Genomic DNA, 23,272 nt, shown 5'->3' on the forward strand with positions numbered 1-23,272 from the left:
ACACAGGAACTGCGGTAACACAGGCACCCCGCCCCGTCAGTGCGGGAAAGGCCATAACCTCAGCTTCTCCTTGGCGATCTGCCACAGCCGGGCCAGCCCGTGCGGCTCCACGATCAGGAAGAAGATGATCAGCCCGCCGAACACCATCAGCTGGATGTGCGACACGGTGGCATTGGTGAACGGCAGGTGCAGCAGCGCTGCCAGCGGCGGCAGCACGTTGTCCAGGAAGATCGGCAGCAGCAGGATGAAGGCCGCGCCCAGGAACGAGCCCAGGATGCTGCCCACCCCGCCGATGATGATCATGAACAGCACGCGGAACGACAGGTCCAGCGAAAAGCCGTCGGGCTCGACCGAGCCCAGGTAGCAGAACGCGTAGAGCGCGCCGGCCACGCCGCAGTAGAACGAGCTGACCGCGAACGCCAGCAGCTTGGTGCGCATCAGCGGGATGCCGATCACCTCGGCCGCGACATCCATGTCGCGCACCGACATCCAGGCGCGCCCGGTGGCCGATCGCACCATATTCTTGGCCGCCAGCGCCAGCACCGTGACGATGGCCAGCACGAACAGGTACTTCTTCACCGGGGTGTCGATGGCAACGCCGAACAGGTCCAGCCGCTGCGCCGTGATCACGCCCGACGAGCTGTTGTTGGAAAACCAGGGAAACTTGGTCAGCGCCCACACCACGAAGAACTGCGCCGCCAGCGTCGCCACGGCGAGGTAGAAGCCCTTGATGCGCAGCGACGGCAAGCCGAAGGCCACCCCCACCAGCGCGGCGGACAGCCCGGCCAGCAGGAATGACAGCAACACCGGGATGCCTTCGATGCGCAACTGGAAGTTGTAGGCCGCGTAGGCACCCACCGCCATGAAGGCCGCGGTGCCCAGCGACAGCTGGCCGGCATAGCCGGTCAGGATATTCAGCCCGAGCGCCGCCAGCGAGAAAATCAGGAACGGGACCAGGATGGCCGAGAACCAGTATTCCGAGCCGACGAACGGGATCGCCACGAAGGCCACGGCCATCAGCACGGCAAAGCCGATGCGGTCCTGGCGAATGGGGAAGATCTGGCTGTCGGCAACGTAGCTGGTCTTGAACTGGCCGGCTTCACGATAAAACATGGCAAGTCTCCTGTGCGAAGTCGGTCAGACGCGGTCGATGTGCTTCTCGCCGAAGAGGCCCTCGGGCCGCACCAGCAGGAACAGCAACGCGAACACATACGGGAACCACCCTTCGATGCCGCCGAAGTTGCCGCCGAACATCGACTGGAACACCGGCGGGATATAGATCTCGGCCAGCTTCTCCGAGGCGCCGATGATCAGCCCGCCGACAATGGCGCCGGGCACCGAGGTGAAGCCGCCCAGGATCAGCACCGGCAGCGCCTTGAGCGCGGTCAGCGTGAGCGCGAACTGCACGCCATTGCGCGAGCCCCACAGCATGCCCGCCACCAGCGCGACAAAGCCGGCCACACCCCATACGATTGCCCAGATGTTCTGCAGCGGGATGCCCAGCGACAGCGCCGCCTGGTGGTCGTCGGCCACCGCGCGCAGCGCGCGCCCGACCTTGGTGTACTGGAAGAACAGCGCCAGCGACCCCACCAGCAGGCCCGCGATGGCCGCGGCCGCCAGGTCGAACTTGGACAGCACGATATTGAAGTTGGTCAGGATCGACTCGATCGGCTCGTCGACGATGCCCAGGTTGATCGGGCGCACTTCATTGCCGAACAGCAGCGGTCCCAGGCCCTCCAGGAAGAACGACAGCCCGATGGTGGCCATGAACAGCGTGATCGGCGGCTGGTTGACCAGCTTGCGCAGCACGAAGCGCTCGGTGCTCATGCCCACCAGGATCATCACCACGAAGGCGCCGATCACCGCGGCCCACATCGGCAGGCCCTTGTCCATCAGCCCCACCACCGCCAGCGCGGCGAAGTAGACCATCGCGCCCTGCGCAAAGTTGAACACGCCCGAGGCCTTGTAGATCAGCACGAAGCCCAGCGCCACCAGCGAGTACATCAGGCCCGACAGCAGGCCGCCGATCAGGATTTCGAAGAAGAACGTCATGGTTCAGACCCTCAGTGCGAAGTGCCCAGGTACGCCTTGATCACGTCAGGGTTGCCCTTGACCTCTTCCGGCGTGCCGTCGCCGATCTTCTTGCCGTAGTCGAGCACCACCACGCGGTCGGAGATATCCATCACCACGCCCATGTCGTGCTCGATCAGCACGATGGTGGTGCCGAACTGCCGGTTCACGTCCAGGATGAAGCGGCACATGTCCTGCTTCTCTTCCACGTTCATGCCGGCCATGGGCTCGTCCAGCAGCAGCATCGAGGGCTCGGCCGCGAGCGCGCGCGCCAGTTCCACGCGCTTTTGCAGGCCATACGGCAGGCGTCCCACCGGGGTCTTGCGGATCGACTGGATCTCGAGGAAGTCGATCACTTCCTCGACCTTCTGGCGATGCCGCATCTCTTCGTTGCGGGCCGGGCCCCACCACAGCGCATGGGCGAACAGCCCGGTGCGGAACTGGGTATTGCGCCCGGTCATGATGTTGTCCAGCACCGTCATGCCCTTGAACAGCGCGATGTTCTGGAACGTGCGCGCGATACCCTGGCGCGCCGCGGCGGTCGGGTGCATCTGCTTGCGCTCCTCGCCGCGGAACACGATGCGTCCCTGCTGCGGGTGGTAGACGCCGTTGATCACGTTGAGCATGGAACTCTTGCCCGCGCCGTTGGGGCCGATGATGGCGCGCACCTCGTGCTCGCAGACATCGAACGAGATATCGGTCAGCGCCTTGACCCCGCCGAACGACAGCGAGATATGCTGCAGGTCCAGGATCACCTCGCCGCCGGTGCGCGCCTGCTCGCCGGCGCGCTGCGCGCGCTGCGTGCCGGGATGCGCGCCGCTGTCATCGGCCAGGCCCGCGGGCGACATCGGGCCCGCCGGGGCGATCGCGCCGCCGCTGCCCGCACCGCTGGCATCCGTGCGTGCCGTCCCTGCCCATTCGCGCTGCCCCGCGCCTTGCCAGGCTACTTGCGTCATCTTGCTGCCCTCGCTCATGCCGCGCGCGCCGCCACCGGCAGGCGCTTCGCATTGACCAGCTTCAGCGTGGCCGACACGCTGCCCTCGCGCCCGTCTTCAAACTTGACGCGCGTCTCGATGAACTGCTCGGACTTGCCCGCGTAGAGCGCCTCGACCAGCACGCCGTATTTCTCGGCGATAAAGCCGCGGCGCACCTTGCGCGTGCGAGTAAGTTCGTCGTCGTCCGGGTCCAGTTCCTTGTGCAGGACCAGGAAGCGCGCCACCTGCGAACCGGCCAGCATCGGGTCGTTGGCCAGGTCGGCATTCACCTGGTTCACGCACTCGCCGATCATCTCCAGCACGTCGGGCTGCGCGGCCAGGTCGACATAGCCTGCGTACGGCAGGTGGCGGCGCTCGGCCCAGTTGCCCACCGCCTCGAAGTCGATATTGATAAAGGCGCAGACCTGGTCGCGGCCGCTGCCGAAGGCCACCGCTTCCTTGATGTACGGGAAGAACTTGAGCTTGTTCTCGATGTACTTGGGCGCGAACATCGAGCCATCGGCCAGCTTGCCCACGTCCTTGGCGCGGTCGATGATCTTCAGGTGGCCGTCGGCGTCGATCACGCCGGCGTCGCCGGTCATGAAGTAGCCCTCGTCGTTGATGGCCTCGCGCGTGGCGTCGTCGCGCTTGTAGTAGGACTTGAGCAGGCCCACGCCGCGCACCAGCACCTCGCCGTTGTCGGCAATGCGGATCTCCATGCCGGGCGCGGCCGGGCCCACGGAATCGAACTTGACCTTGCCGTCGGGCTGCAGGCACACATAGGCGCAGGTCTCGGTCTGGCCGTAGAACTGCTTCAGGTTCACGCCGATCGAGCGATAGAAGCGGAACAGGTCGGGGCCGATCGCCTCACCGGCGGTATAGCCCACGCGGATGCGGCTCATGCCCAGCACATTGCGCAGCGGACCGTAGACCAGGACCTCGCCCAGCGCATAGCGCATGCGGCTCGCCAGCGACACCGGCTGGCCGTCGAGGATATCGGTGCCGCAGCGGCGCGCCACGTCCATAGCCCAGTGGAACAGCTTGCGCTTGATCCAGCCGGCGTCGTCCATGCGGATCATCACCTGCGTCAGCAGCCCCTCATAGATGCGCGGCGGCGCAAAGTAATAGGTAGGGCCGATCTCGCGCAGGTCGGTCATCACCGTTTCGCGCGATTCCGGGCAGTTCACCGTGAAGCCCGCCACCATCGCCTGCGCATACGAGAACAGGTTGTCGCCGACCCACGCCATCGGCAGGTAGGACAGTACGTCGTCGTCCGCGCTGAGCTTGTCGAAGGCGCAGCCGTTGCGCGCAGCGCCGATCAGGCCGTAGTGCGAATGGCATACGCCCTTGGGCTTGCCGGTGGTGCCGGAGGTATAGAGGATGATCGCGGTGTCGTCGGGCTGGCCGGCAGCAATGGCCTCGTCATAGAAGCCCGGGTGCGCCTGGTCGAATTCACGGCCCAGTTCCTGCAGCTGGGCGTACGACATCAGCGACGGGTGGTCGTAGTCCATCAGGCCGCGCGGGTCCTCAAAGATGATGTGGCGCACGGGGCGGCCTGACTCGGCCAGCTGCGGATCGACTTCAAGCAGCTTGTCGACCTGCTCCTGGTCCTCGACGATGGCGAACTCGATCTCGGCATCGTTGAGCACATAGACCATCTCGTTGGCGATGGCATCCTGGTACAGCGGCACCGGCACGCCGCCCAGCGCCTGCGCCGCGGTCATGGCCCAGTACAGCCGCGGGCGGTTGTCGCCCACCACCGCGAGGTTCATGCCGCGCCTGAAACCGAGCGCGGCCAGCCCGCAAGCCAGCGCCCTCACCTGCTGCGCCGCCTGGGCCCAGCTGTATGTCTGCCAGATGCCGAGATCCTTCTCGCGATACGCCGGATGATCCGGCCGCTGCTGGGCGTGCGCCAGCAGCCATCGCGGGAAGGTCGTCGCCGACGATTCCTGCATCGCTGTCTCCTGTCCCTCCGGCGTGGGGGTCCACGCCCGGTGTCAAGCGCCGGTCCGGTCGTTATACTTGGCTTGCTTTGCCCGGCGGCATCTGCCGCATCGCATCAAGCCCGTTCGTGCCTGTTTTCAGGGCGCCGGGACAGCGTTTCCGCCCTCCCCGGCGTGCCGCTGGTGGCACCCGCGGTTCCGTTGTGATCGTACGATAGCCCATGCCAACCACCCCGGTTGTCACGCCGGTGACAATTCCGGGTTAATCCCTACCGGAGCTTCCGCAGGCCATGCTGAACGATTTTGTCGACCGCTGCGTGTGGGCAGCAGACCTGAGCCCCGAGCAGCGCGAACGCGTGCGCCGCGCCATGTTCGTGCACGAGTACAGCCAGGGCGACTACGTCTGCCACAAGGGTGATATCGCCGAGCACTGGATGGGCGTGCTCGAAGGCATCGTCAAGATCACCACGGTGTCGCCCTCGGGCAAGTCGGTCACCTTCACCGGCGTGCCCACCGGCGGCTGGTTCGGCGAAGGCGCGGTGCTCAAGTCGGAGATCCGCAAGTACGACGTGATGGCGCTGCGCCGCTCCACCATCGCCTTCCTGCCGCGCGACACTTTTCAGTGGTTGCTGGATACCAGCCTGCCGTTCTCGCGCTTCCTGCTGACGCAGTTCAACGAGCGCCTGGGGCAGTTCATCGCGGCGGTGGAATACGAGCGGCTGCTCGATATCGATTCGCGCGTGGCGCGCGCGGTGTCGTCGCTGTTCAATGAGCACCTGTATCCGGGAATCGGCAAGACGCTGGAGATCTCGCAGGAAGAGATCGGCCTGCTCGCGGGCATCTCGCGCCAGCGCGCCAACCAGGCGCTCAAGGTGCTGGAGCAGCAGGGCCTGGTGCGGGTGGACTACGGCGTGATCGAGGTGCTGGACCTGGATGGGTTGCGGCAGTACGGGGAATAGCGTGGCCAGCGCCATCGACGCGGCCACCTTGCAGGCTTATCGCGAAACCCATTACCGCGTGCTTGGCGACGTGCCGATGACCTTGCGCATCGACGCTCCCAGTACGCGGCTGGCGGCGCTGCACAGCGCGTTTGGGGTCGCATGCAGCGCCTTCATTACCGCCGCCAACCCGTTCAGCCAGCGCTGTGATGACAGCGCCAACGCCACGCGCCAGCAGGCGCTGGCGCAAGACCTGGTGAGGCTGGGACTGGAGACGATCGACGGCGCCGGCGAGCACCCGTCCAACGGCTGGCCGGCGGAGCCGAGCTACCTGGTGCCCGGGCTGTCGCTGGAAGATGCGCGCGCGCTGGGCGAGAAGTACGGGCAGAACGCGGTGGTGTGGTGCGGCGCGGATGCGGTGCCCAGGCTGGTACTGCTGCGCTGAGCAAACCGTCGGCGCATTCGCGCCGCCGCATCAGTGATGATGGCCGTGGCCATGCCCGTGATGGTGATCGCCACGGTACTCGCGATACCCGCGCCGATAGCGCCACGCATCCCGCCCATACCAGCGGCGGCCATCCCAGTAACGGTCGCCATGCCAGCCGTGGTAGCGCGGCGCGTACACCACCGGCGGCGGCGGCGCCACATACACCGGAGCCGGGGCCGCATAAACCGGGGCGGGCGTACCGACCTGGACACCGACATCGCCATGAGCCATCGCCGAGCGGGCGGCAAACAGGGACATGGCACCCGCAAGCAGGGCGGCAACGAGAACCGGAGGCAACATTGGCATTCTTCTTTGTGGTAATCAGAAGGTGTGCACTTTACCGCGCATTCCTGTTACCGGATGCGGCGGAGTGTTTCGGCATATAACGCCGTGTAAGCGGGATTTGGCGGCGCCGGGTCCGGCCCCCGGAAACGGCAGCGGCCGCCCGAAGGCGGCCGCCGGCATCACGCGGCAAGTGCCGGGCGGCTTACTTGCTATAGACGTACACGCCGCGGCCGGTCTTGCGGCCCAGGTAGCCCGCGGCCACCATTTCGCGCATCAGCATCGCCGGGCGGTACTTCGGATCGGCGAACTCGGTGTACAGCACTTCCATCACGGCCAGCATGGTGTCCAGGCCGATCATGTCGGCCAGCGCCAGCGGCCCGATCGGGTGGTTGCAGCCCAGCTTCATGCCTTCGTCGATCTCTTCGGGCGACGCCAGGCCTTCGCCCAGCACGCAGAAGGCCTCGTTGATCATCGGGCACAGGATGCGGTTGACGACGAAGCCCGGGCTGTTCTTGACCGTGATCGGGTACTTGCCCAGTTGCTTCGACAGGCCCTCGACAGCAGCGTGGGTGGCGTCGCTGGTCTGCAGGCCGCGGATCAGTTCCACCAGCGCCATCACCGGCACCGGGTTGAAGAAGTGCATGCCGATAAAGCGGTCGGCGCGCGCGGTCACGGCGGCCAGCTTGGTGATCGAGATCGACGAGGTGTTCGACGCGATGATCACGTTGTCGCCGACGATGCCGTCGATCTGCTTGAGGATCTTGACCTTCAGGTCGTAGTTCTCGGTGGCGGCCTCGATCACGATGTCGGTGGCCTTGAGATCGTCATACGCCGTGCTGCCCTTGATGTGCGCCAGCGCGGCGGCCTTCTGGGCCTCGGTCAGCTTCTCTTTCTTGATCAGCCGGTCCAGGCTGCCCGCCACGGTGGCGACACCCTTCTGCACGGCGGCGTCGCTGATGTCCACCATCACCACGTCGAGACCTGCCACTGCGCAGGCCTGGGCGATGCCATTGCCCATGGTGCCGGCACCGACGATGCCCACTGTCCTGATGCTCATCTTGTCTTCCTCTGCTTGGTTGGATCGTTGAATAATCGGTTCAGGCGCGGTTCAGCCGCGGTTCAGTCGCCCTGCGCGCGCAGCGCGGCGATGATGCGCTCGGCGTGGCCCTTGAGCAGGTCCGGGTCCTGCATCTCGCGCGCGTGGCCGCGCAGGGCGCTGTCGGCATAGCGTGGCACGATGTGGAAATGCACGTGCGGCACGGTCTGGCCCGCGGCCGCGCCGTTGAACTGGCCGATGGAGATGCCGTCGGGAGAAAACGCCGCGCGCACCGCGCGCGCCACCCGCTGCGTGGCGACGATGGCGGCCTGCGCGCCTTGCTCGGACAGGTCGAACAGGTTGACCGCGGCTTCCTTGGGCACCACCAGCGTATGGCCGTCGGCCTGCGGCATGATGTCCATGAAGGCGATGGTGTCGACGTCCTCGTACACCTTGAGGCACGGCATCTCGCCGCGCAGGATCTTCGCGAAGATATTGTTCGGGTTGTACTGGGTGTCCATGATCTCTGGCTTGCTGTGGTCTCGAATGCGATGTGCCGTGGCGCGGCCGCCGGCGCAGCCTTTGAGTGTAACGCAGGGCGGCCCTTCACTGCGGCCGCCCTGCGCGGTAATCGGGCACTGCCTGAGGCGCGGTGCAGCCGGGTCTACATATTGCGCCGGTACTGGCCGCCCACCTCGAACAGCGCATGCGTGATCTGCCCCAGCGAGCAGACCCGCACCGCATCCATCAGCACCGCGAACACGTTCTGGTTGTCGATCACCGCTTGCCGCAGCCGCTGCAGCATGGCCGGCGCCTCGGCCGCGTGGGCCTGCTGGAAGGCCTGCAGGCGGTCAAGCTGGCTCTGCTTCTCGGCCTCGCTGGACCGTGCCAGCTCCAGCTTCTGCGGGATCGGGTCGCCGTCCGGGTTGCGGAACGTGTTCACGCCGATGATAGGCAGCGTGCCGTCGTGCTTGAGCTGCTCGTAGTAGAGCGACTCTTCCTGGATCTTGCCGCGCTGGTAGCCGGTCTCCATCGCGCCCAGCACGCCGCCGCGCTCGGCAATGCGCTCGAACTCCTGCAGTACCGCCTCTTCCACCAGGTCGGTCAGTTCCTCGATCAGGAAGCTGCCCTGGTTGGGGTTCTCGCACCTGGCCACGCCCCATTCGCGGTTGATGATCAGCTGGATCGCCAGCGCGCGGCGCACCGACTCGCCGGTGGGCGTGGTGATGGCCTCGTCGTAGGCGTTGGTGTGCAGCGAGTTGCAGTTGTCGTAGATCGCGATCAGGGCCTGCAGCGTGGTGCGGATATCGTTGAAATCGATCTCCTGCGCATGCAGCGAGCGGCCCGAGGTCTGGATGTGGTACTTCAGCTTCTGGCTGCGTTCGTTGGCGCCGTACTTGTCGCGCAGGGTCACCGCCCAGATGCGGCGCGCCACGCGGCCCAGCACGCTGTACTCGGGGTCCATGCCGTTGGAGAAGAAGAACGACAGGTTGGGCGCGAAGTCGTCGACATGCATGCCGCGCGCCAGGTAGGCCTCCACATAGGTGAAGCCGTTGGACAGCGTGAACGCCAGCTGCGAGATCGGGTTCGCTCCGGCCTCGGCGATGTGGTAGCCGGAGATCGACACCGAGTAGAAATTGCGCACCTGGTGGTGGACAAAGTACTCCTGGATATCGCCCATCACCTTGAGCGAGAACTCGGTGGAGAAGATGCAGGTGTTCTGGCCCTGGTCTTCCTTGAGGATGTCGGCCTGCACCGTGCCGCGCACGTTCTGCAGCACCCAGGCGCGGATCTTGGCTTCCTCGTCGGCGCTGGGCTCGCGCTGGTTGTCGGCGCGGAACTTGTCGAGCTGCTGGTCGATGGCGGTGTTCATGAACATCGCCAGGATGGTCGGGGCCGGGCCGTTAATGGTCATCGACACCGAGGTGCTGGGGCTGGTCAGGTCGAAGCCGTCGTACAGCACCTTCATGTCGTCTAGCGTGGCGATCGACACGCCCGAGTTGCCGACCTTGCCGTAGATGTCGGGGCGCACATGCGGGTCTTCGCCATACAGCGTGACCGAGTCGAACGCGGTCGAAAGGCGCTTGGCGTCCATCCCCTCCGACACCAGCTTGAAGCGCCGGTTGGTGCGGAAGGCATCGCCCTCGCCGGCGAACATGCGCGTGGGGTCCTCGTTCTCGCGCTTGAAGGCGAATACGCCGGCGGTGTAGGGGAAGCTGCCGGGCACGTTCTCGCGCATCAGCCACTTGAGCACCTCGCCGTCGTCCTCGAAGCGCGGCAGCACCACCTTGCGCACCTTGGTGCCCGACAGCGTGGTGGTGACCAGCCCGGTGCGGATTTCCTTGTCGCGGATCTTCACCACGTATTCGTCGCCGCTGTAGGCCTCGCGCATGCGCGGCCACATCGCCAGCAGCTTGCGCTCGACCTGGCCCAGCGCGCCGTCGCGTTCGGCGGCCAGCGCGTCCAGCGCGGCGCCGTCGCCTTGCGCGGCCTGCAGCATGCGGCTGGATTCGCGCAATTGCTGGCGCTCGCGCGCGATGCGGCTTTGATCCGTCACACGGCGATGGTAGGCGCGCACGGTATCGGCCAGCTCGGCGAGGTAGCGGCTGCGCGCTGGCGGCACGATCACGTTCTGGCCAGTGGAGATGCGCCCCGCCTGCGCCGGCAGCACGCCCGGCTGCAGCGTCAGGCCGCGCCCGGCCAGCGCGTCACGCAGCCCCTGGTACAGCATGGTCACGCCATCGTCATTGAAGCGCGACGCCTGCGTGCCATAGACCGGCATGTCCTCGGCCTTGCCGTGCCACTGTTCACGGTTGCGCTGCACCTGCTTGGCCACGTCGCGCCAGGCGTCCTGCGCGCCCTTGCGGTCGAACTTGTTGATGGCGACAAAGTCGGCAAAGTCCAGCATGTCGATCTTCTCGAGCTGGCTGGCCGCGCCGAATTCGGGCGTCATCACATACAGCGACTGGTCCGCGTGCGGCACGATGGCCGCATCGCCCTGGCCGATGCCCGAGGTCTCGACGATCACCAGGTCGAAGCCGGCCACCTTGCACGCGGCGATCACATCGGGCAACGCCTGCGAGATCTCCGAGCCCGCCTCGCGCGTGGCCAGCGAGCGCATGAAGATGTTCGGGTGGTTGATCGCATTCATGCGGATGCGGTCGCCCAGCAGCGCGCCGCCCGACTTGCGCCGCGACGGGTCGATGGAAATCACGGCGATGGAGAGCGCATCCTGCTGGTCCAGCCGGAAGCGGCGGATCAGCTCGTCGGTCAGCGACGACTTGCCGGCGCCGCCGGTGCCGGTGATGCCGAGCACGGGGATGCATGCGCTGGCAGCCTGTGCATGCATGGCCTGCACCAGCGCCGGGTCGGCCTTGCCGTTCTCCAGCGCTGTGATCAGCTGCGCCAGCGCGCGGCGGTCACCTGCGGCAACCGGGTCCAGGCTGGCGGGCGCATAGCGCGACAGGTCGATATCGCAGCGCTGGACCATGTCGGCGATCATGCCGGCCAGGCCCATGCGCTGGCCGTCTTCCGGGCTGTAGATGCGCGCCACGCCATAGGCCTGCAGCTCGCGGATCTCGTCCGGCACGATCACGCCGCCGCCGCCGCCAAACACCTGCACATGCTCGCCGCCCTTTTCGCGCAGCAGGTCGACCATGTACTTGAAGAACTCGACATGGCCGCCCTGGTAGCTGGAAATCGCAATGCCCTGCGCGTCTTCCTGCAGCGCCGCCGTCACCACTTCCTCGACGGAGCGGTTGTGCCCCAGGTGGACCACCTCGCAGCCGTGCGACTGCAGGATGCGGCGCATGATGTTGATCGAGGCGTCATGGCCGTCGAACAGCGACGCCGCCGTGACAAAGCGCACCTTGTTGACCGGACCGCGGCCCTGCGCGGCGGGCTTGGGCTGGGGCGCCCCGCGGCGCACATCCTGCACATCGGAAAGGTCGGTCATGGTCTCCACCGTCTCTGGTGTTGGCTGCCACCGCGGCGTGCGCCGGAAGTGCCGCTCCGTGCCGTTCTGTGCCGGCCTGGCTGCGCGCGCGGGCTGGGCCCCGCGGTTGGGGCCGGTCGATTATATGGCGTTGACGTTTACGTCAATCAATGGGGCGGAACCCCAAGGCCGGGCGGGTCCTGCCCCTATAGAGTAGGCGCCCCTGAAAGACAAAAGGCCACCATGCGGTGGCCTGTCCGGCAAAAAAGTGAGCGGTCGCTCAGGCCCAGATCCTTGGGCACTCCCCGAACGCATCCGTGCTGTGCGCCTCAGCCCGGTGCCGCATCACCCGCAGCCACGCCGCCAGCCGGCGCAGCGACCATGGCGCCGGCACCTGCGCCAGCGTGAAGCGCGCCCCCGCGCCATCGCTCGACAGCCACACCCGGTAGCCCTCCGGCAGTGCAATTTCGGCACCCGGCTCCAGCCAGATGTCGTTCGGGTTGCCTTCGACCGTCACCCACAGCTTGCCCGCCACCGCGCGGACGGTCTGGCCGTAACCGACGCGCCAGCTTACCGGGTGCCCAGGCTTGTCCAGTTCGAAAGTCCGTAGTTCGCGCATGTCCTGCTCCTCTTCAGCCCGGCGGTCGCGTCGGGCGCCGGCCCGTGGATGCCATGTCGTCACGGTCGCCGGCGCCCTCCTCCGCCATGCTTCCATTATTCGCATCTGTTACTACAATCCCATGTACAGTTGTGAACAGTTTTCGATGAACTGTTCAGTAGTTTTTCCTGACAGTTGTGCCCCCCCGCCAACCCTCCCCCGCGAGCCCGCTCATGAAACTCATCCTGGATGCTTCCACCGGCATTCCACTGACCGAGCAGATCGTCGCGGGCGTGAAGTCGTGGATCAGCAACCGCGAGGCGCGCCCCGGTGCGCGGCTGCCGTCGATCCGGCAACTGGCCGCCGAAAACGGCATCAGCCGCTTCCCTGTCATCGAGGCCTACGACCGGCTGGTGTCGCAGGGGCTGCTGGATTCGCGCCAGGGGTCGGGCTTCTATGTGGCGGACAGTCCGCTGGCGGGACGCTCGGCACGCGGCTGGTCAGACCCAAGCCTGGCCGAGGACCTGTCCGACCACATCATCGAGCAGTTCAACCACCCCAGCGGCACGCTCAAGCTGGCCGGCGGCTTCGTGCCCGAGACCTGGCGCGACGTGGAAGGGCTGACGCAGGCGATCCGCGCGATCTCGCGCAACGAGATCGACAGCGTGATCCACTACGCCACGCCGATGGGCCATCCGGAACTGCGCCGCCAGGTGCTGCTGCGCGTGCGCCAGCTCGGCATCGCCGCCGAACTGCCGCAGGTGCTGATCACCACCGGCGCCAGCCAGGCGCTGGACCTGGTGGTGCGGCACCTGCTCAAGCCCGGCGATACGGTGTTCGTGGAAGACCCCGGCTACTACAACCTGTTCGGCCTGCTGCGGCTGCACGGGGTGCAGCTGGTGGGCGTGCCGCATACGCCCGACGGCCCCGACCCGGACGCCACCGAGGCGCTGCTGCGCCAGCACAAGCCCAAGCTGTTCTTCACCAACAGCGTGCTGCAGAACCCGACCGGATCGACGCTGGCGCCGCCGGTGGCATTCCGGCTGCTGGAGCTGGCGCGCCGACATGGCTTCCGTTTTGTCGAGGACGACATCTTCTCGGACTTCCAGACCCACTTCACCGACCGGCTGGCCACGCTGGACCAGCTCGAGCACGTGATCTACATCGGCGGCTTTTCCAAGACGGTGTCGGCCTCGCTGCGGATCGGCTACCTGGTGGCCGACAAGGCGCTGATCAAGGACCTGGTCGATGTGAAGGTGCTGACCAGCGTGGCCGGCTCGCACTTTGCGGAAGCGGTGACGGCGGCGCTGCTGGAGCGCGGCGGCTACCGCAAGTTTGTGGAGCGGCTGCGCCTGCGCGTGCGCGAGGCCTCGGCCAATGCAGTGCGGCAGCTCGCCGGCAACGGCTGGGAGGTGTTCTGCCAGCCCTCGGGCGGCAACTTCCTGTGGGCGCGCCCGCCCGGCATCGCGGATTCGCGCGAGCTGGTGAAGCTGGGCGAGGAATACGGCGTGACGCTGGCGCCGGGCAACTACTTCCGCCCGGGCGGCGAGACCTCGGCATGGATCCGGATCAACGCCGCCTATGCCAACGAGCCGCGCGCGGTGGCCTTCATGAAGGCCGCGGCCGAGCGCGGCAGCTGAGGGCGGCGCTGAAGCGGTTCAGCCCCCGTGGTTATGCAGCACGGCATTGCGCCGCGCGTAGGCAAAGTAGATCACCAGCCCCACCGCCAGCCAGATCAGGAAGGCGGCCCAGGTCAGCGCCTGCAGGTGCGCCATCAGGAACAGGCAGAAGCCGATCGACAGCAGCGGCACTACCGGCACGCCCGGGCAGCGGAACGCGCGTGGCAGCTCGGGCCGGGTCTTGCGCAGCACCAGCACTGCCACCGAAATCAGCGTGAAGGCCGCCAGCGTGCCGATATTGATCAGCTCGGCCAGCACGCTCAGCGGCACCAACGCGGCAATCGCGGCAAACACGATGCCCACGGTCCAGGTGGCGAAATACGGCGTGGCATGCACCGGGTGCACCGCTGACAGCCGCTCGGGCAGCAGGCCGTCGCGCGACATCGCAAAGATCACGCGGGTCTGGCCATAGGTCATCACCAGGATCACCGTGGTCATGCCCAGGATCGCGCCCAGGTCGACAAAACCCGCCACCCAGTTCTGCCCCGCGAACTGCAGCGCCAGCGAGACCGGGTGGTCCACGCCGGCAAACTTCGCGAACGGCACGATGCCGGTCATGATCGCCGCCACCACCACATACAGCACCGTGCACACCGCCAGCGAACCAATGATGCCGATCGGCAGGTCGCGGCGCGGATTGCGCACTTCTTCCGCGGCCGAGGTCACCGCGTCGAAGCCGATAAAGGCAAAGAACACCAGCGCCGCCGCATTGAAGATGCCGGTGAGGCCAAAGGGCGCAAACGGCTGCCAGTTGGCCGGCTGCACATGCCACACGCCCACCGCGATAAACAGCAGCACCACGCCGATCTTGACCGCCACCATCAGGTTGTTGATGCGCGTGGATTCGCGCACGCCGTAAGACACCACCCAGGTGATGGCCAGCATGATCAGGCACGCCGGCAGGTTCAGCACGGTATGCAGCCCCGGCACCGAACCCGGCGCGGCAGTCAGCGCCGCCGGCAGCTTCAGCCCGAAGCCCGCCATCAGCGACTGAAAGTAGCCCGACCAGCCCACCGACACGGCGGACGTGGCCAGCCCGTATTCGAGCAGCAGGTCCCAGCCGATCATCCACGCGACGATCTCGCCCAGCGTGGCGTAGCTGTAGGTATAGATCGATCCCGACACGGGAATCGCCGAGGCAAACTCCGCGTAGCACAGCGCGGCAAACCCGCACGCCAGCGCCGCGATCACGAACGACACCGTCAGCGCCGGCCCTGCGGTCAGCGCGCCAGTGCCGGTCAGCACGAAAATGCCGGTGCCGATGATGGCGCCGATGCCCATCATCACCAGGTCGATCGGACCCAGCACCTTTTTCAGGCCGTCATCGCGCGCGACGGCCAGCATCGCGTCGATGTCCTTGGTGCGGAACAAGCTCATTCAGACTCCCTGCAAACGGTGGCCGGGCACGCGGCGGCAAGGCGCGCGCGCGGCAAAAGGGCGGTAGTTTACGCCAGTGCCCCGGCGCAAGCATCACTTGCGCCGGGGCACTGCGTCACCGCATTGCAGGAATGATAGGAAAGCCCGGGCCCGGGCGCCTGTCGTTACTTCGCCACCGGCATGGTGAACTCGGCACCCTTGGCGATCGAATCCGGCCAGCGCTGCATCACGCTCTTGTAGCGCGTGTAGAAGCGCACGCCCTCTTCGCCATAGGCATGGTGGTCGCCGAACAGCGAGCGCTTCCAGCCGCCGAACGAATGCCACGCCATCGGCACCGGGATCGGCACGTTGATGCCGACCATGCCCACCTGGATCTGCCGCGCAAACGCGCGCGCGATGCCGCCGTCGCTGGTGTAGCACGACACGCCGTTGCCGTACTCGTGCGCGTTGATCAGCGACACCGCCTCGGCAAAGTCATGCACGCGCACCACCGACAGCACCGGACCGAAGATCTCTTCCTTGTAGATCGTCATGTCAGGTTTCACATTGTCGAACAGCGTGCCGCCCACGTAGAAGCCGTTCTCATGGCCTTCGACCTTGTGGCCGCGGCCATCCGTGACCAGCGTTGCCCCCTCTTGCACGCCCTTCGCGATATAGCCTTCGACCTTGGCCTTGTGCGCACCGGTTACCAGCGGGCCCATCTCGGCATCGGACTCCATGCCGTTGCGGATCTTCAGCGTGCGGGCGCGTTCGGCCAGGCGCGGTACCAGCTTGTCGGCAATATCGCCGACCGCCACTGCGACCGAGATCGCCATGCAGCGCTCACCAGCGGAACCATACGCGGCACCGATCAGCGCATCCACGGCCTGTTCGAGATCCGCATCGGGCATCACCACCAGGTGGTTCTTGGCGCCGCCCAGTGCCTGCACGCGCTTGCCGTGCTTCGTGCCTTCCGTGTAGATGTACTCGGCAATCGGCGTCGAGCCGACGAAGGACAGCGCCTGCACGTCCGGATGCACGAGCAGCGCGTCCACCGCTTCCTTGTCGCCCTGCACGACGTTGAACACGCCGTCAGGCAGGCCCGCTTGCCGCAGCAGGTCGGCGATCAGCAGGCTCGGCGACGGATCGCGTTCCGACGGCTTCAGCACAAAGGTATTGCCGCACGCCAGCGCCACCGGGAACATCCACATCGGCACCATCACCGGGAAGTTGAACGGCGTGATGCCGGCCACCACGCCCAGCGGCTGGCGCAGGTTCCAGTTGTCGATGCCGCCGCCAATGTTGTCGGTGAAATCAGTCTTGAGCAGGTTGGGAATGCCGCAGGCAAACTCGACCACTTCGATGCCGCGCGTGACTTCGCCCTTGGCATCGGAGAACACCTTGCCGTGCTCGCGCGTGATCAGCGCGGCCAGGTCGTCATGGTGCTGGTCGAGCAGTTCCTTGAACTTGAACAGGATGCGCGCGCGGCGCAGCGGCGGGGTGTCGGCCCAGGCCGGGAAGGCGGCCTTGGCGGCGGCGACGGCGTCGGCCACGTCCTGCGTGGTGCCCATGGCCACGCGCGCGGCAACTTCGCCGGTGGCGGGGTTGAACACTTCCGCCAGGCGCTGACCGCTGGCGCGGCGCACGGCGCCGCCGATGAAATGGTGGATTTCGGCCAGTTGCCGGTTTTCTGCGATGCTCACTTGGGATTTCCTTCGGTTGCCGCGGCGCGCACGTCAGCGCGCCGCGGCCTGTGACCAGGGAGGCCGGACCCGCAGGTCCGGCAGCCATGCGATACGGCGTGCGCCGCTTACTTGATGTCCCGCAACGCCTTCTTCACGGTATCGAACATTTCGCCGATCTGCGCTTCGGAGATGATCAGCGGCGGCGAGAACGCCAGGATGTCGCCGGTGTAGCGCACCAGCACGCCCTGCTCCAGGCACTTCAGGAAGGCCTCGTAGGCGCGCGCGCCAGGCTGGCCGGGACGCGGCTCCAGCTCGATGCCGGCGACCAGCCCGTAGTTGCGGATGTCCTTCACGTGCGGCGCGCTGCGTACGCCGTGGACCGCGGCCTCGAATACCGGTGCCAGTTCGGCGGCGCGTCCGAACAGGTTTTCGCGCTGGTACAGGTCCAGCGTGGCAATGGCGGCGGCGGCGGCCAGCGGGTGGCCGGAGTAGGTGTAGCCATGCAGCAGCTCGATCGCGCCCGGCGCAGCCGAATTGACCACGGTGTCATGCACTTCGCGGCGCACGGCGACGGCACCCATCGGCACCGCGGCGTTGTTGATCGCCTTGGCCATGGTGATCAGGTCCGGCGTGACGTTGAAGCGCTCGGCCGCGGTGGCGGCGCCCAGGCGGCCGAAGGCAGTGATCACCTCGTCGAAGATCAGCAGGATGCCGTGCTTGCTGGTGATCTCGCGCAGCTTCTCCAGGTAGCCGACCGGCGGCACCAGCACGCCGGCGGAGCCGGCCAGCGGCTCGACGATCACGGCGGCGACGTTGGACGGGTCGTGCAGCGCCAGGATGCGCTCCAGCTCGTCGGCCAGGTGCGCGCCCCATTGCGGCTGGCCCTTGGAGAAGGCTGCTTCGGCAATGTTCAGCGTGGCCGGCAGGTGGTCGGTGCCCGGCATCAGGTTGGCCGAGAATGCCTTGCGGTTGGGACCGATGCCGCCCACCGCCATGCCGCCGAAGCCCACGCCGTGGTAGCCGCGCTCGCGGCCGATAAAGCGCGTGCGCTGGCCTTCGCCGCGCGCGCGATGATAGGCCAGCGCGATCTTCAGCGCGGTGTCGACCGACTCCGAGCCCGAGTTGGTGAAGAAGATGCGGTCCAGCCCCTGCGGCATGATCGCGGCGACCTTGGTGGCGGCCTCGAACGACAGCGGGTGGCCCATCTGGAACGGCGGCGCATAGTCCAGCGTGGCGGCCTGGCGCGCCACCGCATCGGCGATTTCCTTGCGGCAGTGGCCGGCGGCCACGCACCACAGGCCGGCGCAACCGTCCAGGATCTGGCGCCCGTCGTGGGTGGTGTAGTACATGCCGCTGGCCGACGCCAGCAGGCGCGGCGCCGCCTTGTACTGGCGGTTGGCGGTAAAGGGCATCCACAGGGCATCGAGATCGGGAATCACGGTCTTGGCGGCGTCCATACGTCCTCCTAGGGGCAAACGGGTCGATCGGGTCGATCGGGTCGGATTGGCGGGTGGCGCGCTGTCGGTCAGCGCGGTAGCAATGACGGCCACTCTACCGGCGGCTTCTTGCCGACAAAATATACAGTCAGGACAACCCCGCCTTACCGTACAGTTTGATCACACCAAACCGTACAGGCAAGCATCGTTGCGGCGCCCGCTTCATGCACGCTGCCACGACTGGCATCGGCTCGCGGTGCGCCACGCCACGCTGCACTGCGGCAAATTTCACGTAATGGAAAGCCACTGCGCGCGGGCCCACCGGCAGCCGCTAAACTGTACAGGTTCACGCCTGCCAGAGTGCCTGATGCTGACCCTGAACCTGACCCGCAGCCGCCGCGACGGCGAGACCCTGACCGAGCAGATCGTCGCCGGCATCGCCGCGCTGGTGGAGCAGCGCGCGCTGCGCGCCGGCACCGCGCTGCCCTCGGTGCGCCGCTTTGCGCAGCACCACCACGTCAGCACTTTCACCGTGGCCGAGGCCTACGGCCGGCTGACCGCGCTGGGCTACCTGGCGGCGCGCCCGGGCTCGGGCTATACCGTGGCCCACCGCCATGCCCCGTCCGGACACGCGCGCGCGCCGCAATGGGAAGCGCCGGGGCTGAATGCGGCATGGCTGCTGTCGGACGTGTTTGCCGACCATTCGGTGCCGATCAAGGCAGGCGCGGGCTGGCTGCCCGGCGACTGGCTCAACGAGGAGGGGCTGCACCAGGCCATGCGCGCCTCGGCGCGCGTGCCGGCGGCGCAGCTGTCGGGCTACGGCCATCCCTACGGCTTTGCGCCGCTGCGCGAGCATATCGCCGCGGGCCTGGGCCAGTACGGCATTCCGCTGCAGGCACAGCAGGTGGTGCTGACCCAGGGCGCGACGCAGGCGCTGGACCTGGTGGTGCGCACCCTGCTGCGCGCCGGCGATACGGTGCTGGTGGAATCGCCCTGCTACTGCAACCTCCTGCAGATCCTGCGGCTGGCGGGGCTGCGCGTGGTGGGCGTGCCGCGCTCCGCTGCGGGGCTGGACACCGATGCCCTGGACGATGCGATCCGCGCCCACGCCCCGCGCGCGCTGTTCATCAACACCGTGCTGCAGAACCCGACCGGCGCCAGCCTGAGCAGCATGAACGCCTTCCGCGTGCTGCAGCTGGCCGAGCAACACCGGCTGCTGGTGGTCGAGGACGATATCTACCGCGAACTGGCGCCGGCCGGCTCGCCGATGCTGGCGGCCATGGACGGCCTGTCGCAGGTGGTCTATATCAACGGTTTTTCCAAGACCATCACGCCCTCGCTGCGGGTCGGCTACCTGGCGGCCAGCCCGGACCTGGCCAAGGCCTTCGCGCGCACCAAGATGGCGGTCGGCCTCACTTCATCGGAGGTGACGGAGCGGCTGGTCTATTCCGTGCTGACCAGCGGCCACTACGGCCGCCACGTGGCGGCGCTAGCCGAGCGGCTGCGCGCGCAGCAGGATCGCGTGACGGAGCGGATGGAAGCCCACGGGCTGGAGGTGCTGCTGCGCCCGGAGGGCGGGATGTTCGCGTGGGCGCGCCTGAACGAGACCGTGCAGGCGCAATGGCTGGCCGGCCGCCGCGGCGAACCGCTGCACGGCAACCGCCTGGCCACGCTGGCACTGGAACATGGCATCTGGCTGGCGCCGGGCTCGTATTTCGAGCCGGACGAAACCGACTCGCCGTGGATCCGCTTCAACGTGGCCACCGGCGATGCGCCGCAACTGTGGCAGTTCTTCGACAGCCTGGCGCAGGCGCAGCGCGCGGCCTGACGGGGATGGATTCGGGCCCTGGGCCGGCTGGCCGGGGGTCAGCTCCAGAGGCGCTCGACGAGCCAGCCCGCGGTGGCGCAAACGCCTAACCAGGCGGCAAGACAGGTAGCGATAAAGCGATAACTCATCTCAGAATCAGCAACAAATATGTGATGGGCATGTGAATTATTTGCGGAATCATACATCCATTCATGAATGTATGTAAGAGCAAAGTGGAGTCTGCGTGCGGCATACGGGGATTTTCGCAATGCCGGCAGCACTTTTCGGACCGCCCGGGGACGGCGGACACATCGGCCTTGCGCCCCTGCCGCCATCAGGGACGCCACAGGCAGGCGGCCGGTCCTCTGCTACCCTTGGCGCATCCCCGGCCTGATGCCAGGCCAGCCGCACGACCTCAAGCGCACCACAGGACCCACGATGCATACCCACAACCTGTCCGCCTGGACCCACAGCCACGCCTTCGACGCCGGCAACCGTGCCGCCGAGCGCGGCACGCGCCTGGTCATGGTGATCACCGCCATCACCATGGTGGTGGAGATCGCCGCCGGGCTTTGGTTCAATTCGATGGCGCTGCTGGCCGATGGCTGGCACATGAGCTCGCACGCCCTGGCCATTGGCCTGTCCGCCTTTGCCTATGGCGCCGCGCGGCGCTATGCCGGCGACGGGCGCTTTGCCTTCGGCGCCTGGAAGATCGAAGTGCTGGCCGGCTTTGCCAGCGCGGTGTTCCTGCTTGGCATCGCCGCGCTGATGGCGGCGGGCTCGGTCGAGCGGCTGTTCACGCCGCAAGCCATCCACTATCGCGAAGCCATGGCAGTGACGGTGCTCGGCCTGCTGGTCAACCTGGGCTGCGCGCTGATCCTGGGCGGCCATGCGCATGGACACGACCACGGGCATGAGCATGGCCACCACCATCATGGCCACGATCATGGAGACCACCACGACATCAACCTGCGCGCCGCCTATGTGCACGTGCTGGCCGATGCCGCGACCTCAGTGCTGGCGATCGTCGCGCTGGCCGGCGGCTGGTGGCTGGGCTGGGCGTGGCTGGATCCGGTGATGGGCCTGGTGGGTGCGGTGCTGGTCGGCAGATGGGCCATCGGCTTGCTGCGCCAGAGCGGCACGGTGCTGCTGGACCGCGAGATGGATCACCCGGTGGTGGAGGAAGTGCGCGAGGTGCTGGCAGGCCTGGACCACGGCGACGAAAGCACCCGCGTGTCAGACCTGCATGTGTGGCGCGTGGGCCGGCAGCAGTTTGCCTGCATCGTCTGCCTGGTCACGCACGACACCGCGCTGACGCCGCAGCGCGTGCGCCAGGCGCTGTCCGTGCATGAGGAACTGGTGCACGTGACGGTGGAGATCAGCCGCTGCGAGGGCGCGCACTGAGACGGTCACCGCGGCGCGCACCGAGGCGCGCCACCGGATTCGCCGGGTTCAGCTCAGCTCGCACCACATGCATAGCGGCGGCGTGTCGGCGCGGCGGTGGAATTCGCTCGATGCCATGACTTCTGGCGGCAGCTTCGAGGCCGGCACCAGCGTAAAGCCGTAGCGCGCGAAATAGCTCGGGCAGCTCGACGCCAGCAGCACCGCGCGCCGCACGCCATTGGCGCGTGCGCGCATCAGCGCGGCGCGCACCACGTGCGTGGCCACGCCCTGGTCACGGTGCTCGGGCAGCACCGCGACGGAACGGATCACCACGGTCTCGCCACAGCGCTCGCCGGCGGCGCAGCCAATGATCTGCGTCCCGAGCACGGCCACGTGGAAATGGTCCAGCAGGCGCGGCACGTCGTCCACCGGCAGCCCGCAGCGTTCCAGCACGTCTGCCACGGCTGGCGCGTCCGGGGGCACCGCCGCCCGGATCCGCAGGTCTTTGATCATCTGGAGCCTCTCTTTTTCACATTACCTCGCGACGGGAACACCATGGAAGCCCGGACATGGCTGCGCCGCCATCCGGCGGCACGGGTTGCACGCAGGCCGGCAGGCCTGTCGGGCAACACTACCCGATTCGGGGTCGTTGATCCATTGGGGAAGTAACGGTGAATGTGTGTCCGGAATGGCCTGCGGCATGCCGCTCAGGGCGCGCGCGGCACAGGCCGGTCGCCGGTATGGCGAAGGCCCGCTGGCAGGCGCATGAATATCAGGGAAGTTGCGCGGACGCGCCGGCATGCCCGGCTCCATGAGCCGGGCAAGGAAGACTGGAGGCGGGGATCCGGAATCGAACCGTCGTACACGGCTTTGCAGGCCGTTGCATAACCACTCTGCCACCCCGCCGCTGACGCCGCGCCTGAGCGACGCTACGTGCTGCGGGCCGCAGTGTAGCGGGAAATTGAAATCCTTGCAGGAGACCGCGCCGGGACCGGGCCGCGCTAGCCGACGCCACCCATGGCGGACTGGATGTAATTCTGCAGCCCGACCTTGCCCACCAGTTCCAGCTGTGCTTCCAGCCAGTCGATATGGGCTTCGGTATCCGCGAGGATATCGACCACAATTTCGCGCGAGACATAATCGCCAACCGACTCGAAATACTTGATCGCGTCCTTGCAGCTGGCCTGCGACACCTGCTCAAGCTTCAGGTCGCAGCCGAGCATTTCCTCGGTGTTCTCGCCCACGAGCAGCTTGTCCAGGTCTTGCAGGTTGGGCAAGCCATCGAGCAGCAGGATGCGCTCGACCAGCTTGTCGGCGTGCTTCATTTCCTCGATCGATTCGTCGTACTCATGCTTGCCCAGGGCGCTGAGCCCCCAGTGCCGGTACATGCGGGCATGCAGGAAATACTGGTTGATCGCGGTCAGTTCATGCCTGAGCTGGCCATTGAGCAACTGGATCACCTTCTTGTCGCTTTTCATGACTACCCCCAACGACCCTCGAAACGATTGAACTCACCCTCGTTCTCGCAATCACGAAAACGCGCAGTGATTCTCCCGCCGCGATTGTCATCGTAGCCCTGCAAGCGCAGACATCAAGCAAATTCGGCCTCGCCGCCGCATTCTTGCGGGGTTTTCACGCACCATTGAGGATGCGAATACCAA

Annotated in this window: 19 protein-coding genes and 1 tRNA gene; 5 read left to right on the forward strand and 15 right to left on the reverse strand. The window is 66.8% G+C overall.

Annotated features, from left to right (window positions below; translation table 11 throughout):
* Positions 1-36: 36 nt before the first annotated feature.
* Genes ACZ5MJ_RS16605 through ACZ5MJ_RS16620 form a run of 4 tightly spaced genes read right to left on the reverse strand, consistent with a single transcriptional unit; the run spans position 37 to position 4,999 of the window.
* Complete coding sequence (locus tag ACZ5MJ_RS16605; protein WP_464220805.1) at positions 37-1,113, reverse strand: branched-chain amino acid ABC transporter permease; 1,077 nt, start codon at positions 1,111-1,113, stop codon at positions 37-39.
* 24 nt (positions 1,114-1,137) lie between these two features.
* Positions 1,138-2,052 carry a branched-chain amino acid ABC transporter permease gene (locus tag ACZ5MJ_RS16610; protein WP_464220807.1) on the reverse strand — a complete coding sequence of 305 codons (915 nt, stop codon included), beginning with the start codon at positions 2,050-2,052 and terminating at the stop codon, positions 1,138-1,140.
* A gap of 11 nt (positions 2,053-2,063) precedes the next feature.
* Positions 2,064-3,026, reverse strand: coding sequence for an ABC transporter ATP-binding protein (locus tag ACZ5MJ_RS16615; RefSeq protein WP_115215918.1), 963 nt, complete (start codon positions 3,024-3,026; stop codon positions 2,064-2,066).
* 14 nt (positions 3,027-3,040) lie between these two features.
* The gene (locus ACZ5MJ_RS16620; protein WP_464220810.1) at positions 3,041-4,999 is read right to left on the reverse strand and encodes an AMP-dependent synthetase/ligase; all 1,959 of its coding nucleotides are present in this window, start codon (positions 4,997-4,999) and stop codon (positions 3,041-3,043) included.
* 278 nt (positions 5,000-5,277) lie between these two features.
* Here ACZ5MJ_RS16620 and ACZ5MJ_RS16625 point away from each other — a divergent pair, with 278 nt between their 5' ends.
* Both ACZ5MJ_RS16625 and ACZ5MJ_RS16630 read left to right on the forward strand, forming a co-directional pair.
* The gene (locus ACZ5MJ_RS16625; protein WP_464220811.1) at positions 5,278-5,946 is read left to right on the forward strand and encodes a Crp/Fnr family transcriptional regulator; all 669 of its coding nucleotides are present in this window, start codon (positions 5,278-5,280) and stop codon (positions 5,944-5,946) included.
* Between the two features lies 1 nt (position 5,947).
* Positions 5,948-6,370 carry a DUF3293 domain-containing protein gene (locus ACZ5MJ_RS16630; RefSeq protein ID WP_464220813.1) on the forward strand — a complete coding sequence of 141 codons (423 nt, stop codon included), beginning with the start codon at positions 5,948-5,950 and terminating at the stop codon, positions 6,368-6,370.
* A 30-nt stretch (positions 6,371-6,400) separates the two neighbouring features.
* Here the strand turns inward: ACZ5MJ_RS16630 and ACZ5MJ_RS16635 are convergent, their stop codons facing one another.
* The 5 genes from ACZ5MJ_RS16635 to ACZ5MJ_RS16655 all read right to left on the reverse strand — a co-directional run bounded on the left by ACZ5MJ_RS16635 (position 6,401) and on the right by ACZ5MJ_RS16655 (position 12,286).
* Positions 6,401-6,709, reverse strand: a complete 309-nt coding sequence (locus tag ACZ5MJ_RS16635) for a hypothetical protein (RefSeq protein ID WP_464223744.1) — start codon at positions 6,707-6,709, stop codon at positions 6,401-6,403.
* Positions 6,710-6,899: 190 nt separating this feature from the next.
* Positions 6,900-7,754 (reverse strand): 3-hydroxybutyryl-CoA dehydrogenase, encoded by an 855-nt coding sequence (locus tag ACZ5MJ_RS16640; RefSeq protein WP_464220815.1) that lies wholly within the window; start codon positions 7,752-7,754, stop codon positions 6,900-6,902.
* A gap of 62 nt (positions 7,755-7,816) precedes the next feature.
* Positions 7,817-8,254: an HIT family protein gene (locus ACZ5MJ_RS16645; RefSeq protein ID WP_464220816.1), complete on the reverse strand. Its 438-nt coding sequence runs from the start codon at positions 8,252-8,254 to the stop codon at positions 7,817-7,819.
* A 143-nt stretch (positions 8,255-8,397) separates the two neighbouring features.
* Positions 8,398-11,688 carry a fused isobutyryl-CoA mutase/GTPase IcmF gene (gene icmF, locus ACZ5MJ_RS16650; RefSeq protein WP_464220818.1) on the reverse strand — a complete coding sequence of 1,097 codons (3,291 nt, stop codon included), beginning with the start codon at positions 11,686-11,688 and terminating at the stop codon, positions 8,398-8,400.
* A gap of 259 nt (positions 11,689-11,947) precedes the next feature.
* Entirely contained in the window at positions 11,948-12,286 is a 339-nt protein-coding gene (locus ACZ5MJ_RS16655) for a DUF2917 domain-containing protein (RefSeq protein ID WP_464220819.1), read from the reverse strand.
* Positions 12,287-12,498: 212 nt separating this feature from the next.
* Between ACZ5MJ_RS16655 and ACZ5MJ_RS16660 the strand changes: the two genes are divergently transcribed.
* On the forward strand, positions 12,499-13,905 hold the full coding sequence (locus ACZ5MJ_RS16660) for an aminotransferase-like domain-containing protein (RefSeq protein ID WP_464220821.1): 1,407 nt from the start codon (positions 12,499-12,501) through the stop codon (positions 13,903-13,905).
* An 18-nt stretch (positions 13,906-13,923) separates the two neighbouring features.
* Here the strand turns inward: ACZ5MJ_RS16660 and ACZ5MJ_RS16665 are convergent, their stop codons facing one another.
* From ACZ5MJ_RS16665 to aptA, 3 genes are all read right to left on the reverse strand, one after another.
* Positions 13,924-15,321, reverse strand: coding sequence for an amino acid permease (locus tag ACZ5MJ_RS16665; RefSeq protein WP_464220823.1), 1,398 nt, complete (start codon positions 15,319-15,321; stop codon positions 13,924-13,926).
* 164 nt (positions 15,322-15,485) lie between these two features.
* On the reverse strand, positions 15,486-17,003 hold the full coding sequence (locus ACZ5MJ_RS16670; RefSeq protein ID WP_464220824.1) for a CoA-acylating methylmalonate-semialdehyde dehydrogenase: 1,518 nt from the start codon (positions 17,001-17,003) through the stop codon (positions 15,486-15,488).
* Positions 17,004-17,110: 107 nt separating this feature from the next.
* Positions 17,111-18,442 (reverse strand): omega-aminotransferase AptA, encoded by a 1,332-nt coding sequence (gene aptA / locus ACZ5MJ_RS16675; protein WP_464220826.1) that lies wholly within the window; start codon positions 18,440-18,442, stop codon positions 17,111-17,113.
* 346 nt (positions 18,443-18,788) lie between these two features.
* Here aptA and ACZ5MJ_RS16680 point away from each other — a divergent pair, with 346 nt between their 5' ends.
* The gene (locus ACZ5MJ_RS16680) at positions 18,789-20,249 is read left to right on the forward strand and encodes an aminotransferase-like domain-containing protein (protein WP_464220827.1); all 1,461 of its coding nucleotides are present in this window, start codon (positions 18,789-18,791) and stop codon (positions 20,247-20,249) included.
* Positions 20,250-20,666: 417 nt separating this feature from the next.
* Positions 20,667-21,632, forward strand: a complete 966-nt coding sequence (gene dmeF / locus ACZ5MJ_RS16685) for a CDF family Co(II)/Ni(II) efflux transporter DmeF (protein ID WP_464220829.1) — start codon at positions 20,667-20,669, stop codon at positions 21,630-21,632.
* Positions 21,633-21,680: 48 nt separating this feature from the next.
* Here dmeF and ACZ5MJ_RS16690 read toward each other — a convergent pair whose 3' ends face one another.
* From ACZ5MJ_RS16690 to bfr, 3 genes are all read right to left on the reverse strand, one after another.
* On the reverse strand, positions 21,681-22,124 hold the full coding sequence (locus tag ACZ5MJ_RS16690) for a GNAT family N-acetyltransferase (RefSeq protein WP_464220830.1): 444 nt from the start codon (positions 22,122-22,124) through the stop codon (positions 21,681-21,683).
* A gap of 318 nt (positions 22,125-22,442) precedes the next feature.
* Positions 22,443-22,517: transfer RNA gene (locus tag ACZ5MJ_RS16695), tRNA-Cys, on the reverse strand.
* A 95-nt stretch (positions 22,518-22,612) separates the two neighbouring features.
* Positions 22,613-23,089 carry a bacterioferritin gene (bfr, locus tag ACZ5MJ_RS16700; protein ID WP_464220832.1) on the reverse strand — a complete coding sequence of 159 codons (477 nt, stop codon included), beginning with the start codon at positions 23,087-23,089 and terminating at the stop codon, positions 22,613-22,615.
* Positions 23,090-23,272: the final 183 nt, after the last annotated feature.

The sequence above is a fragment of the Cupriavidus sp. LA-1 genome, assembly GCF_055385985.1.